This window comes from Bradyrhizobium sp. NBAIM18 (assembly GCF_020193825.1).
GTDB classification, from domain to species: domain Bacteria; phylum Pseudomonadota; class Alphaproteobacteria; order Rhizobiales; family Xanthobacteraceae; genus Bradyrhizobium; species Bradyrhizobium yuanmingense.
On the sequence record NZ_JADYVO010000001.1, the window covers coordinates 580,269 to 606,129 of the forward strand.

The following is a 25,861-nucleotide window of genomic DNA, read 5'->3' on the forward strand; positions in this document are numbered from 1 at the left end:
CTAGCCCACGGGATCGATCGGCGATGGCGGCACGCCGCCGGCCTCGATCGCTTCGCCGGCGAGCAGGCACAGATCCTCGCGATAGCGGCCAGAGACGATGTGCACGCCGACCGGCGCCCTGCCGACGAGACCTGTGGAGACCACGAGGCCCGGCAATCCCATGAAGGGAATCGCGATCTGCGGCAGCTGCGCTTCCCAGACCCGCTTGAAGGAATCCTCGTCCTTGCGGTCGAGATGGTCGGGGAACGGCAATTCGCCGGAGACCGGCGTCAGCAGCACGGCGTATTTTTCGAAGAACAGCATCCAGTCGCGGGTCAGCGTGGCTCGCCGGGTCAGCGCCTTGGCGTAATTGGCCTGATCCATCGGCGTGACCCGGGCGCGGTTGCCGCGCAGGCAGGCCAGTGCGCCGGGATCGCCCTCGCGCTCGGCCATCTCCAGCTGCGCCTCATAGCCGTCACCGAGCCAGAGCTTGATCTGCCATTCCACCGCTTCGCGCATCGGCGGCGTGTCCTCGATCACATCGACGGTCCAGCCCGCACGCTCCAGCCGCTTGCCGGCATCGCTCACCGCGGCCTTCACCTCCGGTGCGGTGGCAAGGCCACTCGGATTGAGGCACAGCGCAGCGCGCTTGTCCCGTGCGGGTCCTTGCAGCGGCACCGGCGCGAACCAGGGATCGCGGATGTCGCGGGCCGACATCGCTTCAAGCGAGATGCGCAAATCGTTGACCGTGCGCGCCAGCGGGCCCGAGACCGCCATGATCTGCGGACCGATCGGGCGCTCCGGCAGCGCCGGGTTGAAGGCGGGAATGCGTCCGAGCGTCGGGCGCAGACCGTGCACGCCGCAGGCATAGGCGGGATAACGGATCGAGCCGGCGATGTCGGTGCCGTGCGCGATGTGGCCGATGCCGGCCGCGACCGCCGAGCCGGCGCCGCCGGACGAGCCGCCCGGCGTCAGCGAAGCGTCGCGGGGGTTCTTGGTGTCGCCGTGGATGAGATTGGTGGTGAACCAGCGGTAGGAGAAGGCCGGGCAATTGGTGCGGCCGAGCAGGATGGCGCCCGATTTCCGGAAATTGGCGACCACCGGATTGTCCTCGCGCGCGATCAGGTCGCGCTGCAGCTTGAGGCCGTTGGTGGTGGCAAAGCCTTCCTGGTCGACATTGGCCTTGATGGTGACGGGCACGCCCGCGAGGACGCCGGGGTCCTCGCCCCGGCTAATTGCGGCATCGACGGCATCGGCCTGCTTGAGCACGTCATCCGGCCGGTGGTCGATCACCGCGTTGAGCTGGGGATTGACGGCATCGAGCCGCGCGAGACCGGCCTTGGCGGCCTCCCTGGCGGAGACTTTTTTGGACCTGACGAGGGTGGCGAGGTCGGCGGCCGACAGGCGCCAGAGATCTTGCATGGCTTGCTCCGTATGACAGGCGTCTTTTAGCGCCGGGAACGCGGCAAAGCCATGCGGATTTCGCGGGGGTGAAAGGCGGGTTGCGCCGGGCGTTGCCTCATTCTCCGTCATTGCGGGGAGCCCTTGCGACGAAGCAATCCAGGCTGCCTCCGGGGGAGGGATTCTGGATTGCTTCGCGGAGCCTGTCATCGGGCCGCGCTTCGCGCGGACCCGTTGGCTCGCAATGACGTGGAGAGAGCGGTGAGCCCCTTACCCTACCGCGTCCGGCTAATGCCTCGTCGCGGACTGGTCCGGCATGTCGAGCAGCGCTTCGGTGAAGGGAAACTCCAGCACGATCTCGCCGTCGGCATCGGTGACCTCGATGACGGCCTCCAGCAGCGCCGGCTGGGTTCCTTCCGACTTCACGACCTCAAGGATCATCTGCCGCGCGACCTCCCAGGCGCGATCGGGGTTGCGCAGGTCCTCGCCGTCAGGATCCACGATCAGTTCGTCGCCGATGCGGGTGTTGAAGAAATATCTGGGCATGCCTGATCCAATGGGGGTCATCTGTCGCCGATGAGAAGCCGGTCCATACTCACAACTGGTTTATCCCGACAGGGATCACGACCTATCGGCAATTTTGCGTATCTGATCCGCTCATCTTTGCGGCCGCAATACGCCATCTTTGCAGTGCAACAATTCCCGCAGCCTACTACCTAGGTCGGGAAAATTTCACTGGCGAACTTTGCCGTCCGCACTAATTTGTCCAATGGGCGGATACGTCCGAATTCGCGAAAATGGAGAGCCAAATGGCCTGGAAAGCCCCTAAGATCGTCGAAGTGCCCTGCGGCATGGAAATCAATATGTATGTGAGCGCCACCCGCAAGTAAGCGGCTGGTGGAAACGCGTTCTGCGCAGGTGGTTCTTTCGGTCACGATACGTTTCCGGGAGAGAGAAACCTTGTCCGAAACTGTCTCGGCCTGAGATCCACCTCGCCAATTCGCCTCCAGGAGACGGATCATGCTTCGCGTCGTCGTCCTGGGCGCCGGGGCCGGCGGCGGAGTTCCGCAGTGGAATTGCGGCTGCGAAGGCTGCCGCGCGGCTCGTGCGAAGGGACAAGAGCTGTTTCGAACCCAGGCTTCTGTCGCCTTCAGCGGCGACGGCGAGCACTGGTTCCTGATCAACGCCTCACCCGATCTTCGCCAGCAATTCAACGCCACGCCGCAGCTGCACCCAAAGGCGGGCGCGCTGCGCCACACGCCGATTGCGGGCGTGATCTTGACCAACAGCGAAGTCGATGCGGTGGCCGGCCTGCTGTCGATGCGCGAAGGCTCGCCCTTCACGATCTATGCGCACGAGAAGGTGCTGGCGATCCTTGCCAGCAACAGCATCTTCAACGTGCTGAACGAGAAGAACGTGCGGCGCCAGCCGATCGCGATCCGCGAGCCGTTCGAGCCGCGGCTGCCCGACGGCACGCGCTCGGGGCTCGAGGTGCTGCCCTTTGCCGTGCCGGGCAAGGCGGCCTGGTATCTCGAAGGCAAGGTGCATCCGGGCGGCGAGAGCGGCGACGGCGACACGCTGGGCCTGAAGATCACCGACAAGGCCACGGGCAAGTTCTTCTACTTCATCGCGGCCTGCGCCGAAGTGACCGACGCGCTCAAGGCCGAGATCGACGGTGCTTCGCTGGTGTTCTTCGACGGCACCGTCTGGCGCGACGACGAGATGATCAGGGCCGGCCTCGGCCACAAGACCGGCAAGAGCATGGGCCATGTCGCCATGTCCGGCGAGGACGGCGCCATCGCCCGGCTGGCCGATCTCAATATCGACAGGAAGCTGTTTCTGCATATCAATAACTCGAATCCGGCGCTGCTGCCCGGCTCGCCCGAGCGCAAGCTCACTGAGGAGGCGGGCTGGCAGATACCCGCTGACGGAACGGAGATCGTGCTGTGAACGCCGCATCACTGACTGGAATGACCGCGCTCTCGATCGGCAAGGACTTGAGGCTCAACTCCGCCGAGGAGCTGGAGGCAACGCTGCGCCACATCGGCGCCACGCGCTATCACAGCCTGCATCCGTTCCATAAGCTGCTGCATGGCGGCAAGCTGAACAAGGGCCAGGTGCAGGCCTGGGCGCTCAACCGCTACTATTACCAGAGCACGATTCCGATCAAGGACGCGGTGGTGATCTCCCGCTTCCGCGACCGCGCTACCCGCCTGGAATGGCGCCATCGCATCGAGGACCATGACGGCGATGTCGGCAGCGAAGGCGGCATCGAGCGCTGGATCAAGCTGACCGAAGGGCTCGGGCTCGACACCGCTTACGTCGAATCCACCGAAGGCATCTTGCCGGCGACGCGCTTCGCGGTGGAAGCCTATGTGCACTTCTGCCGCGAAAAAAGCCCGCTGGAGGCGATCGCCTCCTCGCTCACCGAGTTGTTCGCGCCGAACCTGCATGAGGAACGCATCTCGGGCATGCTGGAGCACTACGACTTCGTCAACCCCGATATCATGAGCTACTTCAAGCGCCGCCTGACCCAGGCGCCGCGCGACGCCAATTTCGCGCTCGATTATGTCAAGAGGCACGCCACGACGCCGGAGCAGCGCGCGCAGGTCTGCAACGCGCTGATCTTCAAGACCAACGTGCTGTGGGTGCAGCTGGACGCGCTCCAGCATGCCTATGTCGAGGGCCACATTCCGCCGGGCGCGTTCGTGCCCAAAGCGAGCTGAGGATTAAAGCGATGGCCGGGCCGCGGAACATCAGCGTCAGCGAGGCGAGCCGCCCCGTGCTGCCGCGGCATGCCAAGCTGAAATACGACGAGACCCGCAAGGTCTGGGTGATCCTGGCGCCGGAACGGGTGCTGGCGCCGGATGAGATTGCGGTCGAGGTCTTGCAACTCTGCAACGGCGAGCGCAATGTCGGCGAGGTCGCCGATCAGCTCGCCGCAAAGTACGCTGCGCCGCGCGAGGCGATCCTGGCCGACGTCATCGCCATGCTGCAGGATCTCGCCGACAAGGGCTTTCTCACCGAGATCAGGGAGAAGACGTCATGAGCGACGTGACCATCCCGCCCAGCGACAGCCTCGCGGTGCTTGAGAAGCAGCGCTCGACGGCGGAGACGTTCGGCATCCCGCTCGCGGTGCTGCTCGAGATCACTCATCGCTGCCCGCTGCAATGTCCCTACTGCTCGAACCCGGTCGAGCTCGACCGCTCCGGCAAGGAGCTGACGACGGACGAGTGGAAAAAGGTGCTGAGCGAGCTCGCCGAGATCGGCGTGCTCCAGGTGCATTTCTCCGGTGGCGAGCCGACGGCACGGAAAGATCTCGTCGAGCTGGTCAAGCATGCCAGCGACGCCGGGCTCTACACCAATCTCATCACCTCGGCCGTGCTGCTGACGCGCGAGAGGCTCAGCGATCTCGCGGATGCCGGGCTCTGCCATGTGCAGATCTCCTTCCAGGGCATCGAGGACGGCCTCGCCGATCGCGTTGCCGGCTACAAGGGCGGCCACCGCAAGAAACTCGAAGTCGCGAAATGGACGCGCGAGCTCGACCTGCCGCTCACCGTGAACGCGGTGATGCACCGGCAGAACCTGCACCAGTTGCCCGACATCATCCAGATGGCGCTCGATCTCGACGCCGACCGGCTCGAAGTCGCCAATGTGCAATATTACGGCTGGGCGCTGAAGAACCGCGCCGCGCTGATGCCAACCGTGGCGCAGCTCGATGAGTGTACCCGCCTCGTTGAGGAGGCGCGCGAGCGGCTGAAGGGCCGACTGACCATCGACTACGTGGTGCCGGATTATTACGCGCTGCGGCCGAAGAAATGCATGGGCGGCTGGGGCCGGCAGTTCTTCAACATCTCGCCCGCCGGCAAGGTGCTGCCCTGCCATGCCGCCGAGAGCATCACTGGGCTCGATTTCGAATCGGTGCGCTCCAACCATTCGATCGCCTGGATCTGGCAGAACTCGGAGGCCTTCAACCGCTATCGCGGCACCGGCTGGATGAAGGAGCCGTGCAAGAGTTGCGAGTTCCGCGACATCGATTTCGGCGGCTGCCGCTGTCAGGCCTTCGCGCTGACCGGGGACGCCGCCAACACCGACCCGGCCTGCGCGCTGTCGCCGCTGCACGAGACCATTTTCAAGCAGGCGGAAGCCGAGGCCGAGGGCGAGACCAGCCGCTTCCTCTACCGCAACTTTGCCGGCGGCACCCTGGAATCCGAGAATGACGCCTGACGCCGACGCGGGCACAGCGGCCAAACGCACTGATCCCTTTGCGCCGCTGACCTCCGAGATGCTCGACGTCGGCGACGGCCATGAGCTCTATGTCGAGAGCGTCGGCCGCAGCGACGGCATCCCCGCGGTCTATCTGCATGGCGGGCCCGGCAGCGGCTGCCAGCCCGACCATCGCCGGCTGTTCGATCCCGACCGCTTCTGCGCCGTGCTGTTCGACCAGCGCGGCTGCGGCCGCAGCCGGCCCAAGGGATCACGCGAGCACAACACCACACAGCATCTGATCGCGGACATGGAAACGATCCGCGAAAAGTTTGGCTTCGAACGCTGGATGGTGGTCGGCGGCTCCTGGGGCGCGACGCTAGCGCTGGCTTATGCAGAGACGCATCCCGAGCGCGTCTCGGGCATAGCGCTGCGCGCGACGTTTCTCGGCACGCGGGCCGAGGTCGAGACGGCCTTCACCTCGCGCCTGTCGCAATTCCATCCGGCGCTGTACGAGGATTTCCTCAGCGTGCTGCCGCCAGAGGAACGCGACCGGCCGGTGGATGCCTATTGGCGCCGCATCCTCGATAGCGACCCTGCCGTGCATGGCCCGGCGGCGAAGGCCTGGCACGACACCGAACGCGCTCTATCCGAGCACAAGCCGGCACGCACGCGGCTCGACCTCGCCGCGCTGAACGTCTGGCGCACATTGCCGGCGACGCCGTTCATGGAAGCGCATTATTTCATCAACGACAGCTTCATGAACGAGGACCAGCTCCTGCGAAACGCGGGCCGGCTCGACGGCATTCCCGGCATGATCGTGCAGGGGCGCTATGATCTGTTGTGTGCTCCCGCGACAGCGCAGGCCCTTGCGAAAGTATGGCCCGGTTCCGAGCTTCGCATCGTGGAAGAAGCCGGGCATTCGCTCTATGATGGCGGCGTGAGGGACGCGGTCATGAAGTCGATCGCGGACCTTGCGTCGAAGATCGGGCGATGAGAGGACAAGAAGAATGCCGCTCGCCGGAAAGGGCATGCTGCTGACGTCGATGAACATCGACGCTGCGGACGAGGCCGATTTCAACCGCTGGTACGATCGCGAGCATCTGGAAGAGCGTGTCGCGATCGACGGATTTCTCGAAGCGCGGCGCTATGTCGCGCATGCCGCCAACCCCAAATATCTCTCGCTGTACTCGACCGAAACGCTCGGCGTGCTCGACAGCCCCGCCTACCGGGCGCGCCTCGCCGACCAGACCGAATGGTCGCGGCGATCCATGGCGCGCTTCAGGGACATGCTGCGCGTGGTCGCGCGCATCACGATCAGCAAGGGTACTGGCCGCGGCACGTCGCTCGGCCTGGTGCGGCTGCGGCCGACGCCCGACAACGCCGGTGCGTGGCGTGATGCGCTGCAAGAAAAGCTGGCGCCGCAAGACCGCGACGGCATCATCTCGATGCACCTGCTCGAAAGCGAGCCGGAATTGTCGGGCGCAACGGCGGGAATTCCGGCGGTGCGCAACGAGGGCGCGCGCGACTGGTTCGTGCTGATCGACGGCACGCATGTCAATGCGGTCTCTGCCGTCATCGCCGAACGCTTCACCGGCCCGGCTGCGGCGCCCTTCCCGCTTCCCATCTCCGTCGGCACCTACTGCCTGATGTGGGACCTCGCCAAGAGCGATGTCGCGCGCGGCTGAACGGCATCCGCATCGCAGCATATTGCACCGCACGCATCTCGTGCGCCGCGCGTTAATGCTTTGCGCGCGTAGCTCCCATGAAAGCGGTGACGCGCGCAAATTTGCCGTTGTACTTCGGAACGGTTCTAATAAGCTAACCCAATGACGTCATTCAGAAACCAGATCGAAGCGCGTTAAGCGCTCGCCAAGCTCTAACAAAAAAGGCCGCGGGGTCTTTGGGCCCGCGCGGACAGGGTAGGAATGAAACCGACCGACATCGCGGCCCCCGACTACTTTCACAAAGTGGTCGATTGCCAATGGGCCTGTCCTGCGCACACCCCGGTTCCCGAATACATCCGACTGATCGCCCAAGGCCGCTACAGCGATGCCTACATGATCAATTGGAAATCGAACGTATTTCCCGGCATTCTGGGACGCACCTGCGATCGTCCCTGCGAGCCGGCGTGCCGGCGCGGACGCGTGGAGGAAAATCCTGTCGCGATCTGCCGCCTCAAGCGTGTTGCAGCGGATTTCAAGGACGACATCAGGCAGCGGCTGCCGAAGCCCGGGCCGAAGAACGGCAAGCGCGTCGCGCTGGTCGGTGGCGGTCCCGCTTCGTTGACGGTGGCGCGCGATCTCGCGCCGCTCGGCTATCACTGCACCGTGTTCGATGCCGACCCGGAAGCCGGCGGCATGATGCGCACGCAGATCCCGAAATTCCGCCTGCCCAATTCCGTGATCGACGAGGAGACCGGCTACATCCTTAATCTCGGCGTCGAGTTCAAAGGCGGCCACCGCATCGACAGCATGAAGGCGCTGCTTGCCGAGAAATACGACGCCATCTTCGTCGGCTCCGGCGCGCCGCGCGGCCGCGAGCTCGAGCTTCCCGGCCGGAAAGAGGCCGCCGCCAACATCCATATCGGCATCGAATGGCTGGCCAACGTGTCATTCGGCCATGTCGACAAAATAGGCAAGCGCGTCATCGTGCTCGGCGGCGGCAACACCGCGATGGATTGCTGCCGCACCGCGCGCCGGCTCGGCGGCGAGAAAGTCACGGTGGTCGTGCGTTCCGGCTTCGACGAGATGAAGGCCTCGCCCTGGGAGAAGGAGGACGCGATCCACGAGGACATCCCGATCCTCAACTACATGGTCCCGGTGGCCTTCAAGCACGTCGCCGGCAAGCTGATCGGCGTCACCTTCCAGCACGTCAAAGCCGAATACGACGCCAAAGGCCGCCGCAATCTGGTGCCTTCGGGCGATCCCGATCAGACCATTCCCTGCGACGACGTGCTGGTCGCGGTCGGTCAGGAGAACGCCTTCCCCTGGATCGAGCAGGATTGCGGCATCGAGTTCGACAAATGGCACATGCCGAAGGTCGATCCGAAGACCTTCGCCTCGACCAATCCGAAAGTGTTCTTCGGCGGCGATGCCGCGTTCGGCCCGAAGAACATCATCTGGGCGGTCGCGCACGGCCATGACGCCGCGCTGTCGATCCACAAGATGCTCTCCGGCGAAGCGGTCGACGAGCGCCCGCTGCCGGAGGTGCAAATCTCCTCGCAGAAGATGGGCATCCACGAATGGAGCTATGACAACGACATCTCGCCCGACAAGCGCTACAAGGTGCCGCATCGCGACAAGGTCGTTGCGCTGAAGGACATCCGCGCCGAGGTCGAGCTCGGCTATGACGTCAAGCTCGCGCTCGGCGAAGCGCATCGGTGCTTGAACTGCGACGTGCAGACCGTGTTCTCGACCTCGCTCTGCATCGAATGCGACGCCTGCGCCGACATCTGCCCGATGGATTGCATCACCTTCACCAGTAACGGCGAGGAAAGCGATCTGCGCCAGCGCCTAAAGGCGCCCTCTGCTCACCCGGACCAGGACCTCTACGTCTCCTCGGACCTGAAGACCGGGCGCGTGATGGTGAAGGACGAGGACGTCTGCCTGCATTGCGGGCTGTGCGCCGAGCGCTGTCCCACCGGCGCCTGGGACATGCAGAAATATTTCATCGAGATGACCCACGCAGGTTCGACATGTCCGACAAAAAGCCGATCAGCAGCGTAAACGACTTCGTCGTCCGCTTCGCCAACGTCAACGGCTCGGGCTCGGCCAGCGCCAACGAGATGTTCGCGCGCGCGATCTTGCGCCACGGCGTGCCTGTCAGCCCACGCAACATCTTCCCCTCCAACATCCAGGGCCTGCCGACCTGGTATGAGGTGCGGGTGACGGAAGCCGGCCATCTCGGCGCCCGCGGCGGCGTCGACATGATGGTGGCGATGAATCCGCAGACCTGGGACAAGGACGTCGCCGGCATCGAGCCCGGCGGCTACCTGTTCTACGATTCCACCAAGCCGATGCCGTCGACCAAGTTCCGCGACGACATCACCGTGATCGGCGTGCCGCTGACCGCGATCACCAACTCGACCTACACCGATCCGCGCCAGCGCCAGCTGTTCAAGAACATCATCTATCTCGGCGCGCTCTCGGCACTGCTCGACATGGATCCCAAGCTGATCGAGCAGCTGATCGGCGAGCAGTACAAGGGCAAGGAGAAGCTGCTGTCCTCCAACGTCCATGCGCTGCATCTCGGCCGCGATTGGGCCTTGCAGAACCTGAAATGCCCGATCGGGCTGCGCGTGAAGAAGTCCGACAAGGTCGGCGACCGTATCTTCATCGAAGGCAACAGCGCGGCCGCGCTCGGCGCCGTCTATGGCGGGGCCACCGTGTGCGCCTGGTATCCGATCACCCCGTCTTCGTCGGTGGCGGAGGCCTTCACCGCCCATTGCAAGAAGTACCGGCACGATCCTGAGACTGGCAAGGCGAAGTACGCGATCGTGCAGGGCGAGGACGAGCTGGCGTCGATCGGCATCGTCATCGGCGCTTCCTGGAACGGCGCCCGCGCCTTCACGGCGACCTCCGGCCCCGGCATCTCGCTGATGACGGAGTTCATCGGCCTCTCGTACTTCGCAGAGATCCCGGCCGTGATCATGAACATCCAGCGCGCCGGCCCCTCCACGGGCATGCCGACCCGCACCCAGCAATGCGACATCATCGCCTGCGCCTATGCCTCGCATGGCGACACCAAGCATGTGCTGCTGTTCCCCGAGGACCCGGCCGAAGCGTTCGAGTTCGCGGCGGCCGCCTTCGATCTCGCCGAGCGGCTGCAGACCACGATTTTCCTGATGCTCGATCTCGACATCGGCATGAATCACCGGCTCTGCCGCCCGCTGAAGTGGGACGATGCAAGGCAATATGACCGCGGCAAGGTCATGACGGCGGAGATGCTGGAGGAGGGCCGCGACTTCGGCCGCTATCTCGACGTCGACGGCGACGGCATTCCCTACCGCACCTATCCCGGCACGCATCCGACCAAGGGCTCCTACTTCACCCGCGGCACGTCGCGCGACCGCTATGCGCGCTACTCCGAGGAAGGCACGGTCTACGCCGACAACATGCAGCGCCTGGTGCGCAAGTTCGAGACGGCGCAGGACCTCGTGCCGCGTCCGCTGCAGGCCAATGCGGAACGGCCGACCAAATATGGCGTGATCTATTTCGGCTCGACCTCGCCGGCGATGGACGAAGCGATCGGTCTGCTGGAGGCGCGCGGGCATCAGCTCGACCGCCTGCGCATCCGCGCCTTCCCGTTCCACTCCAGCGTGGCGAGCTTCCTCGCCGAGCACGATTTCGTCTACGTGGTCGAGCAGAACCGCGACAGCCAGCTGCGCCAGCTCATCGTCAACGAGAACGGCATCGATCCCGTCCGGCTGGTGCCGATCGTGCATTACGACGGCACGCCGATCACTGCCCGCTTCATCGCCAAGGCCATTGGCGACCACCAGGACCACCTCAAGGTGACCCCGCTCCGCAAGGCCGTCTCATGACTTACATCGCAAAGCCGAAATTCCACCATCCGGGTCTGAAGAAGAACGCGCTCGGCTATACGCATCGCGATTACGAGGGCAAGATCTCGACGCTGTGTGCGGGCTGCGGCCACGATTCGATCACGGCCTCGATCATCGAGGCCTGCTACGAGCTCTCGATCGAGCCGCATCGGGTGGCGAAGATCTCCGGCATCGGCTGTTCGTCGAAGACGCCGGACTATTTCCTCGGCAATTCGCACGGCTTCAACTCCGTGCACGGCCGCATGCCGAGCGTGCTGACAGGCGCCAATCTCGCCAACCGCGACCTGATCTATCTCGGCGTCTCCGGCGACGGCGATTCCGCCTCGATCGGTTTCGGGCAGTTCGCGCATTCGATCCGGCGCGGCGTCAACATGACCTATATCGTCGAGAACAACGGCGTCTACGGCCTGACCAAGGGTCAGTTCTCGGCGACCGCCGACCGCGGCTCGAAGAGCAAGAAGGGCGTCACCAACACCGACAACGCCATCGACCTCGTCGCCATCGCGCTGCAGCTCGGGGCCACCTTCGTGGCGCGCTCGTTCTCCGGCGACAAGAGCCAGCTGGTGCCGCTGATCGCCGCCGCGATCGGCCACAAGGGCGCGTCCTTTATCGACGTGATCAGCCCCTGCATCGCCTTCAACAACCATGCCGGCTCGACCAAGAGCTTCGACTATGTCCGCGAGCACAATGACGCCGTGAACCGGCTCGACGTGCTGGTCGGCCGCGACCCGATTGCGGTGGACTACGCGCCCGGCACGGTGCAGGTGGTCGAGCAGCACGACGGCAGCAAGATCGCGCTGCGCAAGATCGATGCGGATTACGATCCGCACGACCGCCTGGGCGCCCAGACCTTCCTCGCAAGGCACGCCGCCAAGGGCCAGATCGTCACCGGCCTTCTGTATGTCGACCCCGACGCGGAGGATTTGCACGAGCATCTCAACACGGTCGAGACGCCGCTCAACGCGCTCGAGGCGGACACGCTCTGCCCGGGCTCGGCGGTGCTGGACAAGATCAACGCCAGCCTGCGGTGATCATCTTCGCGCTGATGCCGCCGGCCTGACGCGTATCGTGATCTTCTCCGACACGACGGGTGGTTCGAACGGATAGTGCTTGGCGTCGCCAAGCACCAGTTGCAGCGTGTGCGTGCCGGGCGGAAGCTCGAGGAACGTTTCGGTTTGTCCTGCTCCGAAATGCAGATGGGACTTGTCCTGCGGAATCGGCTCCTTGGCATCGATGGGGTCTTTCACATCGATCAACAGATGATGGTGGCCGGCATTGTGGTAGTCGTCGCCGGCATGCGTCACGCCCATGTTGCGCAGCCCGAACCGGACCCAAAACCCACCACGTATCTTCTGGCCGTCATACGGCGAGATGAAATAGAGCTTGGCGTCCTTTGGCGCAGTTTTGCCTTGCGGATGGGCCGCGCCGGGGTGCAATGCGATGGCGGCCGCCAGCGCGATACAGGAAACGATCTTCATCAAATTGACTCCAGTACCTACGGACTGAGCGCGATCCGGAATCCATGCGTGGGGTAACGAACACCGGTGTCGTATCCACCGCGGTTTGACGGCCGCACATATCTCGCATCGTTCTTCCAGGAGCCTGAGCGCAGGACATGAGAGCCGCAGTCAGCGCTGGTCCACGCCGAGCCGTCGCTGGGCGCGCCCTGATACGTCCTGTGCCAGCAGTCTGCGACCCACTGATCGATGCCGCCGCCCATGTCGTAAAGCCCGAATGGATTGGGCTTGAAACTGCCGACCTTGGCCGGCTGCTCGGCCGCAAGTTCACCGCAATCCTTGCAGCCCGCCATGCCCGGCTGGAGCTTGTCGCCCCACCAATATTTGGTCTGTGTCCCGCCGCGTGCCGCATATTCCCATTCGGCTTCGCTGGGAAGCCGGTAGGGCTTCTTCGTCGCTTGCGCGAGCCAGGCGACATATTGCTGCGCATCGGTCCAGCTCACATTGCTGACCGGGGCATCGTCCTTGCCGGTGGCCGTGAATCCGCACGCCTTGGCGGCAGCGCATTCGTTCCACTCCTGCACCGTTACCGGGTATTTTCCGATCGAGAACGGCTTGATCGTGACCTGATGGACGGGTCGTTCGGTCGGATCGTCATTGCTTCCCATCGCGAAGCTGCCGCCACGAATGGCGATCATTTCGGGTTCCCGGACCGGCGTCACCGATGGACTGGATGCCGGAGACGGTGAAGGCGATGCTGCGGGCGGTGGCACCGTTGTGGGCAACGGAGAAGCCGCGGGTGCGGCTTGTGGCGCCGGTGCTGCCGGGCTCGGTAACGACGGAACGGATTGCGGCGTCGGCGAAGCCAACGGCGCCGCGATCGGGGGAGCGGCAGCCTGTTGCCCCACCTGGCTGCGGTGCTGCACCAGCACGTACCAAAGCACGTAGCCGGCAATCACCAGCAATGCCGTGATCAGAAGAAAGAGCAGGACGTTCTCGCGCCGGCTTCTTGTCTTGCCGACGGCATCCGCATCCGGCAGCACGCGATAGACGCGCACGGGATCGGTGATGTTCTTGACCTTGCGGTCGCCGAGTGACTCATAACCGCACACGATCTTGTGCTTGATCTGCTCGTAGATCGCGCCGGATATGTAGACCTGCCCCGGCTGCGCGATGCCCTCGATACGCGTGGCGATATTGACGCCGTCACCATAGATGTCGTCCGGCTCCACGATGACGTCACCGAGATTGACGCCGATCCGATATTCGAGCCGGGAATGCTTGGGAATCGAGGCGTTCCGGCCGACGAGATTCTGCTGGATGACAATGCTGCATCGAACGGCTTCCACGGGACTGTCGAAAACGGCGATGAAGCCGTCGCCGGTCGTCTTCACCAGACTTCCATGGTGCTCGATGATGCTGGGCTGGATGATGTCGCGCTCGATCCGCTTGACGCGGGCGTGCGTGCCTTCCTCGTCGGCCTGCATCATGCGGCTGTACGAGGCGATGTCACCGACGATGATCGCGGCAAGGCGACGAGGCATTCCGCTGTGCGGCGGCGGCTCGTCGGGATTTCCGGGTCTGAAGTTGCGAATTTCGCCCATGCGGGGGACTCCACAAACTTGCAAGGCAGCCCCAGCCTACGAGCGCCAAAGGCGGTCGTCTGTGAAGGCTACCACATTGACGAACCGAGACAATGTCGCGGCACGCACCGACGTTCGGGTTCCCGGCAATCAAGTCGTCACACCCCTTGAACCTTCTTGACCGGAGCGGTGACTAAGTCCCGCCGTGGCCGCTGCCCGACAACGAGCGACGTGCGACGGTTGAACGCGCTCCACTTCGCCTGCGACCAATGGCAGACCGGCCCGCGGATGGCGGGCGGATGCCCATCAGGCGCTCGGTGCGACCATGAAGCTTGCCCTTGTCCTTCCGCTTGTTCTTCCCCTTGCCTTGGCTGCATTGACCGGCGCTGCCCGGGCCGATGACGGCGATGATATTCGCGAGGCCAGCAAGGCCGAGGCCGAGACCTTCAATACGCGGATGTATGCGAAGCCTCCCGGCGACAAGGCCTATGCCTGCTTCGTCCGCCGCTACGATGCCGACCATCTGGCGCGGCATCCGAAGCAGAAGGTTGCCGCGATGAAGCTGCTGATCTCCGCGGAGTTCGACAAGGAGGACAAGGAGCTGCACCACTCGTTCCGCCTTGGCTTCAGGTACCGTCACCGCAGCGGCGATTTCGACTCCAGTGGCTCGTGCAACCACGCCGTATTCACCAAGAGCGGCGACGAGGTGCGCCTCGGCTGCGGCGTCGACTGCGATGGCGGCGGCATCGGCGTTGCGCTCTCCAAGGACGACAGATCGGCGATCGTGCGGCTCGAACGTGTCAGGGTCTGGCAGAACAACAAGCCGGACGATGACGCCGAGCATTCGCTGACCGCCGGCGCCGACGACAAGATTTTTCGCCTCGACCGCGCCGACAATCGCGAGTGCGCCTCACTGGTGACCGACCGCAAGGAACTCGCGGCGCTGCGCCACAAGTGATATGCCTGCGGCAATGCTAGGCAATCCAAGGAGAATGCCATGAACCGCCGCAGCATCTTGTGGAGCGCCGTCTCGGCTTTGGGCGCAGCGCTTGGCGCCTCCAGCGCGAAAGCCACGACCGCCACCGCGCCGTCGAACAAGCTCAAGGTGGTCTATCACCTCAGCGACGCCGAGAAGGTCCATTTCGTGCTCGGCAACATCCAGAACCACTTCGACGGCGTCGGCGGACCCGAGCACGTGACGATCGCGCTGGTGATCCACGGCCCGGCGCTGAAGGCATTTCACTCGGCGCAGGCCAACCCCGACGTCAGCAAGCGGATCAGCGATTTCTCCAAGGGCGGCGTCGAACTCGCGGCCTGCGGCAACACGATGAAGGCGCAGAACGTGACGCTGAGCGAGCTGCTGCCGGGCTTCGTCAACGCCGAGAACGGCGGCGTGGTGCGGCTCGCCGAGCTGCAGTCGCAGGGGTATCTGTATTTGCGGCCGTAGGCGGGGCACGGCGATGGCTGGCGCAGCCCTTTCCGCGTCATTGCGAGGAGCCCTTGCGACGAAGCAATCCAGACAGCCTCCGCGGACAGATTCTGGATTGCTTCGCTGCGCTCGCAATGACGGGAGTATGGCGGCGCCGCAGCCCCCGTCGGACTTGACTTACCCATAACTCCACAGTTATGAGTCTATCCATAACTTCCTAGTTATGGATTTTTCATGTCCCCCACCCCCGACCTCCTGTTCAGGACGCTCGCCGACCCGACCCGGCGGGCGATCTTCGAGCGGCTGTGCCGTGAGGGGGAGCAGACGGTCGGGGCGCTGACAGCACGATCCGGCGTGTCGCAGCCGGCGGTGTCGAAACATCTTGGCGCCCTGAAGCAGGCGGGCCTGGTGCGCGACCGGCACGAAGGACGGCAGACCCATTACAGCGCGCAGCCCGGTGCGCTCAATCCGCTGATCGACTGGACCGGCCAGATGGCCGGGTTCTGGCAGAAAAGGTTAGATGCCCTCGACGATCTCCTGAAGAGGATGGACCAATGAACGCCCCCGCCGAGACGCGCTCCGTCGTCATCGAGCGCGAATTTGCCTATCCCGCCGAGCGGCTCTGGCGCGCGCTGACGCAGCCGCATCTGATCGAGGAATGGCTGATGAAGAACGACTTCAAGCCGGACGTCGGCCATCGCTTCAACCTGCGCGGCGAATGGGGCGGCGTGCTGGACTGCGAGGTGCTCACCATCGAGCCGCAGAGGACGCTGGCCTATACCTGGAATTTCTCGCACGAGGACGCCGCGTTCGACCTCAAGAGCATCGTCACCTTCACGCTGACGCCGACCAGCGCGGGCACGCATCTGCGCGTCGAGCAGGCGGGCTTCCGCCCGACGCAGAAACAGGCGTTCGGCGGCGCGCATGCCGGCTGGAAGCAATTCCTGGCCAAGCTGGACGATCTGCTGGCGCGGGCGAGCTAGCCCCGCGGGCGTCCATTTCGATCAATACAACGGGAGGAACCAATGAGCACGCAGATGTGGATTCGGCAAATTCATCGCTGGCTGTCGATGGCATTCACGCTCGCCGTCATCGCCAACATCGTGGCGATGACGATGCAGGTCGAGGCCGTGTGGATCGGCTTCCTGGCGCTGGTGCCGCTGATTCCGCTGCTCGCGACCGGGCTCTATCTGTTCGCGCTGCCTTATCGCGGCCGCAGCAACGCGTGAACGAGGCCATGATGAAGAAGCCCGTGGCGGCGAAGACGAACAGCGCGAAGCAAGCAGGTACCGCCTCGCCATCCAAGCTGATCGACGGCAGGATCAAGGAGCTCGGCGACTGGCGCGGCGAGATGCTGGGGCGGGTTCGCGCGCTGATCAAGGAGGCCGACCCTGATGTCGTCGAAGAGTGGAAATGGCGCGGCGTTCCCGTCTGGGAGCACGACGGCATCATCTGCACCGGCGAGACCTACAAGGAGATGGTGAAGCTGACCTTCGCCAAGGGCGCCGCGCTGGCGGATCCCGCAGGTCTCTTCAATTCCAGCCTCGACGGCAATGTGCGCCGCGCGATCGATATTCGCGAGGACGACAAGGTCAACGAAAAGGCGTTGAAGGCGCTGATCCGCGCGGCGGTGGAGCTGAATGCGTCGAAGAAGAAGCCGGCCCAAAAGCGGTCGGTGTGAAGCGCTAAGAGTTCCGTTGATCGCGATGCCAGCCGCGGACCGGCTCTAAAAGAGGAGACAGCCTCACGCCACCGCCGCCGCGATCGGGCGCGGGCTGACGACGTATTCGCGCAGGACCTTGTCGTTGGCATCGACCTCGATCAGTGCGACGTCGTAGGTCCAGAGATCGGCCAGGTGCTGCAGCACGCGCTTGGCGTCGGTCTCGTTGAGCTGCGAGCCCTTGATGACGTGATGATGCAGGATCAGGCGGCGGTCGCCGGAGAGATCGACGTCGACCACCTCGATATTGGCGTCGATGTAGCCGACATCGTGCTGCCGCGCCAATTCGCGGCGGACGCGGCGGAAGCCGCGCTCGTCGTGGATGGCGTCGACCCGGATGCCGGCGCGCTCCTCGGGATCATCGTGCAGGTGGAACATGCGGAAGTGCCGCATCAACTTCGGGCTCAGGAATTGGCCGATGAAGCTTTCGTCGCGGTAATTGGCCCAGACGTCGCGCAGCACGCCCATGACGTCGCCCTTGCCGGCGATGTCGGGGAACCACTCGCGGTCCTCGTCTTCCGGATTGGCGACGATGCGCTCGATGTCCTGCATCACCGCGAAGCCGAGCGCGTAGGGGTTGAAGCCGGAGAAGCGCGGGTCGTCGAACTCGGGCTGGAACACCACGTTGGTGTGCGACCCCAGGAATTCGAGGAAGTTGCCGTCGCTGATGCGACCCTGCTCGTGCAGCTTGGTCATGATGCGATAATGGACGTAGGTCGCCGTCCCCTCGTTCATGACCTTGGTCTGGCTCTGTGGATAGAAATATTGCGCGATGTGGCGGACGATGCGTAAGAGCTCGCGCTGCCAGGGCGCCAGCCGCGGCGCGCTCTTCTCCAGGAAATAAAGCAAATTCTCCTGCGGCAGGCCGAGCAGCTTGCGGCGGCGCTCTATGCTGAGGGCGGAGCGGCTCTTGGCAGCCCCCTTCGGCACGGTGCGCCAGAGATCGTTGAAGACCTCCTCCTCGTGCTGGCGGCGGCGCCCTGCCCGCTTCTCCTCGGCGCGCAGATCTAGCTTCTTCTTGCCGGGGTAACGGTCGATGCCGTGCGACATCAGCGCGTGCGCGGCGTCGAGCGTGCGCTCGACCTCGATGCGCCCGTAGCGATCCTCGCACTGCATGACGTAGTTCTTGGCGAAGTCGAGATAGTCCAGGATGCCGTCGGCATCGGTCCACTGCTTGAACAGATAATTATTCTTGAAGAAATGGTTGTGGCCGAAGGCGGCGTGCGCGATCACCAGCGTCTGCATCGTCGCCGTGTTCTCCTCCATCAGGTAGGAGATGCAAGGCGAGGAGTTGATGACGATCTCGTAGGCGAGCCCCATCAGGCCCTTGCGGTAGGACGCCTCATGGAAGGCGAAGTGCTTGCCGAACGACCAGTGCTTGTAGAACAAGGGCATGCCGACCGACGAATAGGCATCCAGCATCTGCTCGGCAGTGATGACCTCGATCTGGTTCGGATAGACGTCGAGGCCGAGATCCTTCAACGCCACCTCCTCGCAGGCATCGGTGATGCGCTGCAAGGTGTGGAAATCCCAATCGGCGCCTTCGAACAAACGTTCCTTCATGGAGCGGCCTTCTCCTGGGCAGTGTCGCGGCGCTGGAACAGATCGTGGAATACCGGGAAGATCTCGCTGCGCTCCGAGACCTTGCGCATCGAGAGCGGGGCGCCGCTGTTGCGCAGGCGTTCGTAGAGGCTCCAGAGCGAGGAGTCGGAGAGATCGAAGGCGCTGCCGCCGGCCTCGCCGACCTCGAGATAGGCGAAGAACTGGCAGACCGGCAGGATCTTCTCGGTCAGGAGGAGCCCCGTGAGCTCGCCGTCGGAATAGGAATTGTCGCCGTCGGAAGCCTGCGCGGCGTAGATGTTCCAGTCCGACGGGTTGAAGCGCTCGCGCACGATCTCGTGCATCGCCTGCAGCGCGCTGGAGACCAGCGTGCCGCCCGAGGCCGGACCGTAGAAGAAGGTCTGCTCGTCGACCTCCTCGGCGCGGTCGGTGTGGCGGATGAAGACGATCTCGACGTGCTTGTAGCGCCGCTTCAGGAAGACGTAGAGCAGCATGTAGAAGCGTTTCGCCAGGTCCTTCATGTGCTCGGACATCGAGCCGGAGACGTCCATCAGGCAGAACATCACGGCCTGCGCGACGGGCTTGGGCACCGTCTCGAAGCGCCGGTAGCGGATGTCGAGCGGATCGATGAAGGGGATGCGCTTGGATTTCGCCTTCAATGTTTCGAGCCGGGCCACGAGAGCCGCACGCTCGTCCTCGTCCGTGCAGGCTTCGATCGCAGCTTCCAGCTCTTCGATCTCGTCCTTGCGCGGGCGCTTGAGCGCGATGCGGCGGGCGAGCGCGAGCTTCACCGTCCGGCTCACCGAGATATTGGCGGGCGAGCCGGTCATGGTGTAGCCGGCGCGCTGGATGCCTTCGCTCTCGGTCTGCGCGATCTTGCGCTTGGCGAGATCCGGAAGCTCGAGGTCGTCGAGGAAGAGATCGACGAACTCGTCGCGGCTCAGCACGAAGCGGAAGGCGTCCTCGCTGTCGCCTTCGCCGGGGCCGGAATCCTTGGCGCTGCCCTGGCCGGAGCGCTGGAGATAGTCGCCTTCGATGAACTTCTTGTTGCCGGGCAGGACCATGTCGCGCGTCCCGCCTTCACGGCGAAAACGCGGCTCGTGCATGCCGTCGAGTGGAATCGTGACCTCACCACCCTCCAGGACGTCCTTGATGTCGCGTTCCTGCGAGGTCTTCTTGACGGCGCCCTGCACCAGGGATTTGGCCCGACGCAAGAACCGCTGGCGGTTCTCAAGACTCTTGCCGCCTGGATTCAGGCGCCTGTCAATAATGTGAATGGGCACTTTACCATTCGCCTCCCATCCGCCTCAACCGGCCTGCTTCACGCGCATGTACCATTCCACGAGCCGGCGAACCTGACGTTCGGTATAGCCGCGCTCCACCATGCGTGCGACGAACTCGCCGTGCTTCTTCTCCGTCTCGCCGTCCTTCTTCGACCCGAAGGAGATGACCGGAAGCAGGTCCTCGACTTGGGAGAATATCCGCTTTTCGATCACATCGCGAATCTTCTCGTAGGAGGTCCAGGTCGGGTTTTTGCCGCCGTTCTGGGCCCGGGAGCGTAACGAGAATTTGACGACCTCGTTGCGGAAATCCTTGGGGTTGGCGATGCCCGCCGGCTTCTCGATTTTCGTCAGCTCCTGGTTCAAAAGCTCGCGATCGAGCAGCTGGCCGGTATCGGGATCCTTGAAGTCCTGGTCCTCGATCCAGGCGTCGGCATAGTCGACGTAGCGATCGAACAGGTTCTGGCCGTAATCCGAGTAGGATTCGAGATAGGCCTTCTGGATCTCGTTGCCGATGAACTCGGCGTAGCGCGGTGCGAGCTCGGCCTTGATGAATTCGAGATAGCGTTTCTCGGTCTCCTCAGGCAGCTGCTCGCGGCGGATCGCCTGCTCCAGCGCGTACATCAGATGCACGGCGTCAGCGGCCACCTCCTGCGGATCGTGGTTGAACGTCGCAGCCAGGATCTTGAAGGCGAAGCGGGTCGAGGCACCATCCATGCCCTCGTCGACGCCGGCGGCGTCGCGATATTCCTGGACGCTGCGCGCCTTCGGATCGGATTCCTTCAGGCTCTCGCCGTCGTAGACCCGCATCTTGGCGAACAGGGTGGAGTTCTCGTGCTTGCGCAGGCGCGACATCACCGAGAACCGCGCCAGCGTCTCCAGCGTCGACGGCGCGCAAGGCGCCGAGGCGAGCTCGGAGCCCTGGATCAGCTTCTCGTAGATCTTCTGCTCCTCGGTGACCCTGAGGCAGTAGGGCACCTTGATGACGCAGATGCGGTCGATGAAGGCTTCGTTGTTCTTGTTGGCCTTGAAGCTCGCCCACTCGGCTTCGTTCGAGTGCGCCAGGATGATGCCGGTGAACGGGATCGCGCCGATGTTCTCGGTGCCGATATAGTTGCCTTCCTGGGTTGCGGTCAGCAACGGGTGCAGCATCTTGATCGGCGCCTTGAACATCTCGACGAACTCGAGCACGCCCTGGTTGGCGCGGTTGAGGCCGCCGGAATAGCTGTAGGCGTCGGGATCGTTCTGGGCGTAGGTCTCGAGCTTGCGGATGTCGACCTTGCCGACCAACGAGGAGATGTCCTGATTGTTCTCGTCACCGGGCTCGGTCTTGGCGATCGCGATCTGGCGCAGCCTCGACGGCTGGATCTTGGCGACCCGGAATTGCGAGATGTCGCCGCCGAAGGCTTCGAGCCGCTTGTAGCACCACGGGCTCATCAGGCCGGTGAGGCGACGGCGCGGAATGCCGTACTTCTCCTCCAGCATCGGACCGAGCTGATCGGGATCGAACAGGCTGAGCGGGCTCTCGAACACAGGCGAGAGCTCGTCGCCGGCCTTGAGCACGTAGATCGGCTGCACTTCCATCAGCGACTTGAGCCGCTCGGCGAGCGAGGACTTGCCGCCGCCGACCGGGCCGAGCAGGTAGAGGATCTGCTTGCGCTCTTCGAGACCTTGCGCCGCATGGCGGAAGAAACCGACGATGCGCTCGATGGTTTCCTCCATGCCGTAGAAGCCGGCGAAGGCTGGATAGGTGCGGATGGTGCGGTTCAAAAAAATACGGCCAAGGCGTGGGTCCTTGGCCGTGTCAATCGTCTGAGGCTCACCGATCGCCGCTAGCAGTCGTTCAGCCGCGTTCGCGTATTTCATGGGATCGCTTCGACACGATTCCAGATATTCCGCCATCGACATGTCGTGCTGGCTTCTCGCCTCGAACGACCGAGCGAAAGCGTTGAATAGAGAATCGTTGTACATGATCCCTCTCCGCGTGAGTTCCGCTACAAGCTGAAACGAAAGCAGTTACCGGACCGTTCCTCAGGCCGTTTCGAATCAGCGTGAGCACATGACAATCATTGGACACCCTGGTGCCAACTCGACGCAACGCACAACGTAGGCACTCCATGAGTTACGAACAGGCACCTGCCTGTAATTTGTGCGAATCTCTGTCTATTCTGGCTCATTTCCAGAAAATGTCACTCGGTCGCCACATCCGGGCGTTCCCGGGGATGGCCCCATCCGGCGGTGCAGCATAGCGATCGGGGAGCGGCGATCTTATGACGCTTGTACGGCGAAGCCTTGCGGTCCCCGTTCATCTTCCTGCTGCAATGCGGTGTGCTGGCGGCCTGTACGTCGCGGTAACGCGCAGCACCGTGGCACAATCGCTGCCAGGCTAGGCCCATCACCCGGCGGATGACAACGCGATCGTTCTGTGCGTAACGGCCAGCTGGGGATGCTGCGGAGCTCTTCGAATGTCCGGCGTCGGCCTCAGCACGATCATTTCGTGACCGCGGCAATCTTCGAGCAAGATCTCCGCTATCGAACCCCGTGGCAGAAATTCATTGTCGATACGGGAGAGCGCGGATGCGAAGGAGTGGATGACGACGACATGCCCGCTGGGCAGCGAGGCGCTAAGACGGGCGGATGGTGAACGACCTTTACGCAACAGCAAGCTGCCCGTCCGGATCGCCATGATCGCGACGGAGTTACACTGGAGGGTATGACTCCCGCACCCTTGATTGGTTCCCTCCCGGGTGCATGTAGGCTAGAGGATAGCGCGTCAGACCTTCGCGAAAACCCCTCGTCCGCAGGCTTGGAGATAATAAGCATCATGAATCCCGTCAAAGAACTGGAAAAGCACGGACAGGCGGTCTGGCTCGACTTCCTGGCCCGCGGCTTCATCGCCAAGGGCGACCTGAAGCGGCTGATCGACACCGACGGCGTCAAGGGCGTCACCTCCAACCCGTCGATCTTCGAGAAGGCGATCGGCAGCTCGGACGAATATGACGCCCCGATCGGCAAGGCGCTGAAGCGCGGCGACCGCACCGTGGCCGACCTGTTCGAGGCCGTCGCGATCGAGGACATCCAGAACGCCGCCGACGTGCTGCGCCCGGTCTATGACCGCCTCAAGGGCGGCGACGGCTATGTCAGCCTGGAGGTCTCGCCCTATCTCGCGATGGACACGTCAGGCACGGTCGCGGAGGCGCGGCGGCTCTGGAAGGACGTCGGTCGCAAGAACCTGATGGTGAAGGTGCCGGCGACACCGGAGGGCCTGCCGGCGATCGAGCAGCTGATCAGCGAGGGCATCAGCATCAACATCACGCTGCTGTTCTCCAAGGCGGTCTATCTCGAGGTGGCCGAAGCCTACATCGCCGGTCTCGAGACCTACGTCGCCGGCGGCGGCGATCCGTCGCATGTGGCCAGCGTCGCCAGCTTCTTCGTCAGCCGGATCGATTCGGTGGTCGACAAGCAGCTGGACGAGAAGATCGCCCGCGCCAACGATCCGTCCGAGAAGGAACGTCTCGCCGTGCTCAAGGGCAAGGTGGCGATCGCCAACGCCAAGCTCGCCTACCAGGACTACAAGCGCCTGTTCGCAGGCCCGCGCTGGGAGAAGCTCGCCGCCAAGGGCGCCAAGCCGCAGCGCATGCTGTGGGCCTCCACCGGCACCAAGAACAAGGATTACAGCGACGTCCTCTATGTCGAGGAGCTGATCGGCCCGGACACCATCAACACCGTGCCGCCGGCAACGCTGGATGCGTTCCGCGACCACGGCAAGCCGCGCGACAGCCTGGAGGAAAACGTCGAGGACGCGAAGCGCGTGCTGGAGGAACTGGAGCGCTCCGGCATCTCGCTCGATGCGATCGCCGAGGAGCTGGTCAAGGACGGCGTCAAGCTGTTTGCGGATGCAGCCGACAAGCTCTACGGCGCCGTCGCCCACAAGCGCGCCGTCGTGCTCGGGCCCGCACTCGACCGCCAGCAGCTCTCGCTGGGCGACGGGCTCGGCAAGGCGCTTGCCAAGACCACGGAGGACTGGCGGGCGTCGGCCAAGATCCGCAGGCTGTGGCAGCGCGACAAGTCGGTCTGGACCGGTGCGGACGAGGACAAATGGCTGGGCTGGCTCGACAGCCCGCACCAGGCCGACATTGCCGATTACGAGGACTATGCGGGCCGCGTGAAGGGCCAGAAATTCTCCGACGCCGTCGTGCTCGGCATGGGCGGCTCCAGCCTCGGCCCCGAGGTGCTGGCGGAGACCTTCGGCAAGAAGCCCGGCTTCCCCAAGCTGCACGTGCTCGACTCCACCGATCCGGCGCAGGTGCGGGCGATGGAGGCGAAGATCGACATCGCCAACACCGTCTTCATCGTCTCCAGCAAGTCCGGCGGCACCACCGAGCCGAACGCGATGAAGGACTATTTCCATGAGCAGGTTGCCAAGGCGGTGGGTGCAAAGGTGAAGACCGGTCATCGCTTCATCGCGGTGACCGACCCCGGCTCGTCGCTGGAGAAGGCGGCGAAGAGCCTTCATTACGCCCGCATCTTCCATGGCGAGCCCTCGATCGGCGGACGCTATTCGGTGCTCTCGCCGTTCGGGCTGGTGCCGGCGGCAACCGCCGGCATCGACGTCAAGAGCTTCGTCAAGCATGCGCTGGCGATGGCCCGCTCCTGTGGTCCCGACGTGCCGCCGTCCGAAAACCCGGGCGTGCAGCTCGGCCTTGCCATGGGTCTCGCCGGGCTCGAAGGCCGCGACAAGATGACGATCCTGGCGTCGAAGAAGATCGCCGATTTCGGCGCCTGGGCCGAGCAGCTGATCGCGGAATCGACCGGCAAGGAGGGCAAGGGCCTGATCCCGATCGAGGGCGAGCCGCTGGGCGATCCCTCCGTCTACGGCAACGACCGCTTCTTCATCGACATCCGCGTCGAAGGCGAAGCGGATGCTGCACACGATTCCCAGCTTGCCGCGATCGAGGCGGCGGGTCACCCCGTGGTGCGCATCGTCATGAAGTCGATCGAGCATCTCGGCCAGGAATTCTTTCGCTTCGAGATGGCAACCGCCGTGGCCGGCAGCATTCTCGGCATCAACCCGTTCGACCAGCCGGACGTCGAAGCGGCCAAGATCAAGACCCGCGAGCTCACCGCCGCGTTCGAGAAGACCGGCAAGCTGCCGGCGGAAGAGCCGGTGGTCAGCACCAAGGACGCCGATCTCTACACCGACGAGGCCAATGCCACGGCGCTGCGCGCCGCCGGCGCCAATGGCGATCTCGGCTCCTGGCTGAAGGCGCATCTGTCGCGATCCAGCGACGGAGACTACGTCGCCCTGCTCGGCTACATCGCGCGCGACAAGGCCACGATCGACGCGCTCCAGGCCATGCGGCTCGAGGTGCGCGAGAAGCGGCATGTCGCAACCTGCGCCGAGTTCGGCCCGCGCTTCCTGCACTCGACGGGACAGGCCTACAAGGGCGGGCCCGACAGCGGCGTGTTCCTCCAGATCACCGCCGATGACGCCAAGGACCTGCCCGTTCCGGGGCAGAAGGCGAGCTTCGGCGTGATCAAGGCGGCGCAGGCCCGCGGCGATTTCGACGTGCTGACGGAACGCGGCCGGCGTGCGCTGCGGGTGCACCTGAAGGGCGGGCTCAAGAAAGGCCTCGCCGCGCTAAATGCAGCGCTCAACGACGCGCTGAACTAAAGGGAA

24 protein-coding genes are annotated in these 25,861 nt (G+C 64.1%); 17 read left to right on the top strand and 7 right to left on the bottom strand.

Going from position 1 to position 25,861, the window contains the following annotated elements; translation table 11 throughout:
* Together I6F17_RS02785 and I6F17_RS02790 are read right to left on the bottom strand one after the other, a co-directional pair.
* The gene (locus I6F17_RS02785; protein ID WP_225123999.1) at window positions 1-1,401 is read right to left on the bottom strand and encodes an amidase family protein; all 1,401 of its coding nucleotides are present in this window, start codon (window positions 1,399-1,401) and stop codon (window positions 1-3) included.
* 267 nt (window positions 1,402-1,668) lie between these two features.
* Entirely contained in the window at window positions 1,669-1,926 is a 258-nt protein-coding gene (locus I6F17_RS02790) for a hypothetical protein (RefSeq protein WP_036007354.1), read from the bottom strand.
* Window positions 1,927-2,189: 263 nt separating this feature from the next.
* Between I6F17_RS02790 and pqqA the strand changes: the two genes are divergently transcribed.
* The 10 genes from pqqA (at window position 2,190) to I6F17_RS02840 (ending at window position 12,183) form a co-directional block, all read left to right on the top strand.
* The gene (pqqA, locus tag I6F17_RS02795) at window positions 2,190-2,270 is read left to right on the top strand and encodes a pyrroloquinoline quinone precursor peptide PqqA (protein WP_007595659.1); all 81 of its coding nucleotides are present in this window, start codon (window positions 2,190-2,192) and stop codon (window positions 2,268-2,270) included.
* 130 nt (window positions 2,271-2,400) lie between these two features.
* Complete coding sequence (gene pqqB / locus I6F17_RS02800) at window positions 2,401-3,330, top strand: pyrroloquinoline quinone biosynthesis protein PqqB (protein ID WP_225123998.1); 930 nt, start codon at window positions 2,401-2,403, stop codon at window positions 3,328-3,330.
* Window positions 3,327-4,106 (top strand): pyrroloquinoline-quinone synthase PqqC, encoded by a 780-nt coding sequence (gene pqqC / locus I6F17_RS02805; RefSeq protein WP_225123997.1) that lies wholly within the window; start codon window positions 3,327-3,329, stop codon window positions 4,104-4,106. Before pqqB ends, pqqC begins: the two co-directional genes overlap by 4 nt.
* Before the next feature lie 11 nt (window positions 4,107-4,117).
* Entirely contained in the window at window positions 4,118-4,429 is a 312-nt protein-coding gene (gene pqqD, locus I6F17_RS02810) for a pyrroloquinoline quinone biosynthesis peptide chaperone PqqD (protein WP_225123996.1), read from the top strand.
* A complete protein-coding gene (gene pqqE / locus I6F17_RS02815) occupies window positions 4,426-5,607 on the top strand; it encodes a pyrroloquinoline quinone biosynthesis protein PqqE (protein WP_225123995.1) in 1,182 nt (393 codons plus the stop codon). The genes pqqD and pqqE overlap by 4 nt, the downstream gene beginning before the upstream one ends.
* Window positions 5,597-6,583 carry a prolyl aminopeptidase gene (pip, locus tag I6F17_RS02820; protein WP_036042235.1) on the top strand — a complete coding sequence of 329 codons (987 nt, stop codon included), beginning with the start codon at window positions 5,597-5,599 and terminating at the stop codon, window positions 6,581-6,583. The genes pqqE and pip overlap by 11 nt, the downstream gene beginning before the upstream one ends.
* 13 nt (window positions 6,584-6,596) lie before the next feature.
* On the top strand, window positions 6,597-7,274 hold the full coding sequence (locus tag I6F17_RS02825; protein ID WP_225123994.1) for a DUF4286 family protein: 678 nt from the start codon (window positions 6,597-6,599) through the stop codon (window positions 7,272-7,274).
* A 240-nt stretch (window positions 7,275-7,514) separates the two neighbouring features.
* Window positions 7,515-9,314 carry an FAD-dependent oxidoreductase gene (locus I6F17_RS02830; protein WP_036042239.1) on the top strand — a complete coding sequence of 600 codons (1,800 nt, stop codon included), beginning with the start codon at window positions 7,515-7,517 and terminating at the stop codon, window positions 9,312-9,314.
* Window positions 9,284-11,131, top strand: coding sequence for a 2-oxoacid:acceptor oxidoreductase subunit alpha (locus I6F17_RS02835; RefSeq protein WP_225123993.1), 1,848 nt, complete (start codon window positions 9,284-9,286; stop codon window positions 11,129-11,131). The genes I6F17_RS02830 and I6F17_RS02835 overlap by 31 nt, the downstream gene beginning before the upstream one ends.
* Window positions 11,128-12,183 carry a 2-oxoacid:ferredoxin oxidoreductase subunit beta gene (locus tag I6F17_RS02840; RefSeq protein WP_036042243.1) on the top strand — a complete coding sequence of 352 codons (1,056 nt, stop codon included), beginning with the start codon at window positions 11,128-11,130 and terminating at the stop codon, window positions 12,181-12,183. Before I6F17_RS02835 ends, I6F17_RS02840 begins: the two co-directional genes overlap by 4 nt.
* Here I6F17_RS02840 and I6F17_RS02845 read toward each other — a convergent pair whose 3' ends face one another.
* Together I6F17_RS02845 and I6F17_RS02850 are read right to left on the bottom strand one after the other, a co-directional pair.
* Window positions 12,184-12,630 carry a DUF4399 domain-containing protein gene (locus tag I6F17_RS02845; protein WP_225123992.1) on the bottom strand — a complete coding sequence of 149 codons (447 nt, stop codon included), beginning with the start codon at window positions 12,628-12,630 and terminating at the stop codon, window positions 12,184-12,186.
* Window positions 12,631-12,647: 17 nt separating this feature from the next.
* Window positions 12,648-14,213 (bottom strand): SUMF1/EgtB/PvdO family nonheme iron enzyme, encoded by a 1,566-nt coding sequence (locus I6F17_RS02850; protein WP_225123991.1) that lies wholly within the window; start codon window positions 14,211-14,213, stop codon window positions 12,648-12,650.
* Window positions 14,214-14,517: 304 nt separating this feature from the next.
* On the opposite strand from I6F17_RS02850, the gene I6F17_RS02855 reads away from it, so the two are divergent.
* From I6F17_RS02855 to I6F17_RS02880, 6 genes are all read left to right on the top strand, one after another.
* Window positions 14,518-15,150, top strand: coding sequence for a hypothetical protein (locus I6F17_RS02855; RefSeq protein ID WP_225123990.1), 633 nt, complete (start codon window positions 14,518-14,520; stop codon window positions 15,148-15,150).
* Window positions 15,151-15,189: 39 nt separating this feature from the next.
* Window positions 15,190-15,639, top strand: coding sequence for a DsrE family protein (locus tag I6F17_RS02860; RefSeq protein ID WP_036042249.1), 450 nt, complete (start codon window positions 15,190-15,192; stop codon window positions 15,637-15,639).
* A 216-nt stretch (window positions 15,640-15,855) separates the two neighbouring features.
* The gene (locus I6F17_RS02865) at window positions 15,856-16,179 is read left to right on the top strand and encodes a metalloregulator ArsR/SmtB family transcription factor (protein WP_036007297.1); all 324 of its coding nucleotides are present in this window, start codon (window positions 15,856-15,858) and stop codon (window positions 16,177-16,179) included.
* Window positions 16,176-16,604: an SRPBCC domain-containing protein gene (locus I6F17_RS02870; RefSeq protein WP_036042251.1), complete on the top strand. Its 429-nt coding sequence runs from the start codon at window positions 16,176-16,178 to the stop codon at window positions 16,602-16,604. Before I6F17_RS02865 ends, I6F17_RS02870 begins: the two co-directional genes overlap by 4 nt.
* Before the next feature lie 42 nt (window positions 16,605-16,646).
* Window positions 16,647-16,850, top strand: coding sequence for a hypothetical protein (locus I6F17_RS02875; protein WP_036042253.1), 204 nt, complete (start codon window positions 16,647-16,649; stop codon window positions 16,848-16,850).
* Between the two features lie 11 nt (window positions 16,851-16,861).
* Complete coding sequence (locus I6F17_RS02880) at window positions 16,862-17,302, top strand: DUF1801 domain-containing protein (protein ID WP_036042257.1); 441 nt, start codon at window positions 16,862-16,864, stop codon at window positions 17,300-17,302.
* A gap of 63 nt (window positions 17,303-17,365) precedes the next feature.
* Here I6F17_RS02880 and I6F17_RS02885 read toward each other — a convergent pair whose 3' ends face one another.
* Genes I6F17_RS02885 through I6F17_RS02895 form a run of 3 tightly spaced genes read right to left on the bottom strand, consistent with a single transcriptional unit; the run spans window position 17,366 to window position 22,152 of the window.
* Complete coding sequence (locus I6F17_RS02885; RefSeq protein WP_036042255.1) at window positions 17,366-18,904, bottom strand: SpoVR family protein; 1,539 nt, start codon at window positions 18,902-18,904, stop codon at window positions 17,366-17,368.
* Window positions 18,901-20,178, bottom strand: coding sequence for a YeaH/YhbH family protein (locus tag I6F17_RS02890; protein WP_193374965.1), 1,278 nt, complete (start codon window positions 20,176-20,178; stop codon window positions 18,901-18,903). The genes I6F17_RS02885 and I6F17_RS02890 overlap by 4 nt, the downstream gene beginning before the upstream one ends.
* 30 nt (window positions 20,179-20,208) lie before the next feature.
* The gene (locus tag I6F17_RS02895) at window positions 20,209-22,152 is read right to left on the bottom strand and encodes a PrkA family serine protein kinase (protein WP_036007284.1); all 1,944 of its coding nucleotides are present in this window, start codon (window positions 22,150-22,152) and stop codon (window positions 20,209-20,211) included.
* A gap of 853 nt (window positions 22,153-23,005) precedes the next feature.
* Between I6F17_RS02895 and I6F17_RS02900 the strand changes: the two genes are divergently transcribed.
* Complete coding sequence (locus tag I6F17_RS02900) at window positions 23,006-25,855, top strand: bifunctional transaldolase/phosoglucose isomerase (protein WP_225123989.1); 2,850 nt, start codon at window positions 23,006-23,008, stop codon at window positions 25,853-25,855.
* Window positions 25,856-25,861: the final 6 nt, after the last annotated feature.

Excerpts from the sequence above, each read along its gene's own strand:
- I6F17_RS02785 (WP_225123999.1), bottom strand. The coding sequence starts at position 1,401 with ATGCAAGATCTCTGGCGCCTGTCGGCCGCCGACCTCGCCACCCTCGTC.
- I6F17_RS02790 (WP_036007354.1), bottom strand. The coding sequence starts at position 1,926 with ATGCCCAGATATTTCTTCAACACCCGCATCGGCGACGAACTGATCGTG.
- pqqA (WP_007595659.1), top strand. The coding sequence starts at position 2,190 with ATGGCCTGGAAAGCCCCTAAGATCGTCGAAGTGCCCTGCGGCATGGAA.
- pqqB (WP_225123998.1), top strand. The coding sequence starts at position 2,401 with ATGCTTCGCGTCGTCGTCCTGGGCGCCGGGGCCGGCGGCGGAGTTCCG.
- pqqD (WP_225123996.1), top strand. The coding sequence starts at position 4,118 with ATGGCCGGGCCGCGGAACATCAGCGTCAGCGAGGCGAGCCGCCCCGTG.
- pqqE (WP_225123995.1), top strand. The coding sequence starts at position 4,426 with ATGAGCGACGTGACCATCCCGCCCAGCGACAGCCTCGCGGTGCTTGAG.
- pip (WP_036042235.1), top strand. The coding sequence starts at position 5,597 with ATGACGCCTGACGCCGACGCGGGCACAGCGGCCAAACGCACTGATCCC.
- I6F17_RS02825 (WP_225123994.1), top strand. The coding sequence starts at position 6,597 with ATGCCGCTCGCCGGAAAGGGCATGCTGCTGACGTCGATGAACATCGAC.
- I6F17_RS02830 (WP_036042239.1), top strand. The coding sequence starts at position 7,515 with ATGAAACCGACCGACATCGCGGCCCCCGACTACTTTCACAAAGTGGTC.
- I6F17_RS02835 (WP_225123993.1), top strand. The coding sequence starts at position 9,284 with ATGTCCGACAAAAAGCCGATCAGCAGCGTAAACGACTTCGTCGTCCGC.
- I6F17_RS02840 (WP_036042243.1), top strand. The coding sequence starts at position 11,128 with ATGACTTACATCGCAAAGCCGAAATTCCACCATCCGGGTCTGAAGAAG.
- I6F17_RS02845 (WP_225123992.1), bottom strand. The coding sequence starts at position 12,630 with ATGAAGATCGTTTCCTGTATCGCGCTGGCGGCCGCCATCGCATTGCAC.
- I6F17_RS02850 (WP_225123991.1), bottom strand. The coding sequence starts at position 14,213 with ATGGGCGAAATTCGCAACTTCAGACCCGGAAATCCCGACGAGCCGCCG.
- I6F17_RS02855 (WP_225123990.1), top strand. The coding sequence starts at position 14,518 with ATGAAGCTTGCCCTTGTCCTTCCGCTTGTTCTTCCCCTTGCCTTGGCT.
- I6F17_RS02860 (WP_036042249.1), top strand. The coding sequence starts at position 15,190 with ATGAACCGCCGCAGCATCTTGTGGAGCGCCGTCTCGGCTTTGGGCGCA.
- I6F17_RS02865 (WP_036007297.1), top strand. The coding sequence starts at position 15,856 with ATGTCCCCCACCCCCGACCTCCTGTTCAGGACGCTCGCCGACCCGACC.
- I6F17_RS02870 (WP_036042251.1), top strand. The coding sequence starts at position 16,176 with ATGAACGCCCCCGCCGAGACGCGCTCCGTCGTCATCGAGCGCGAATTT.
- I6F17_RS02875 (WP_036042253.1), top strand. The coding sequence starts at position 16,647 with ATGAGCACGCAGATGTGGATTCGGCAAATTCATCGCTGGCTGTCGATG.
- I6F17_RS02880 (WP_036042257.1), top strand. The coding sequence starts at position 16,862 with ATGAAGAAGCCCGTGGCGGCGAAGACGAACAGCGCGAAGCAAGCAGGT.
- I6F17_RS02885 (WP_036042255.1), bottom strand. The coding sequence starts at position 18,904 with ATGAAGGAACGTTTGTTCGAAGGCGCCGATTGGGATTTCCACACCTTG.
- I6F17_RS02895 (WP_036007284.1), bottom strand. The coding sequence starts at position 22,152 with ATGTACAACGATTCTCTATTCAACGCTTTCGCTCGGTCGTTCGAGGCG.
- I6F17_RS02900 (WP_225123989.1), top strand. The coding sequence starts at position 23,006 with ATGAATCCCGTCAAAGAACTGGAAAAGCACGGACAGGCGGTCTGGCTC.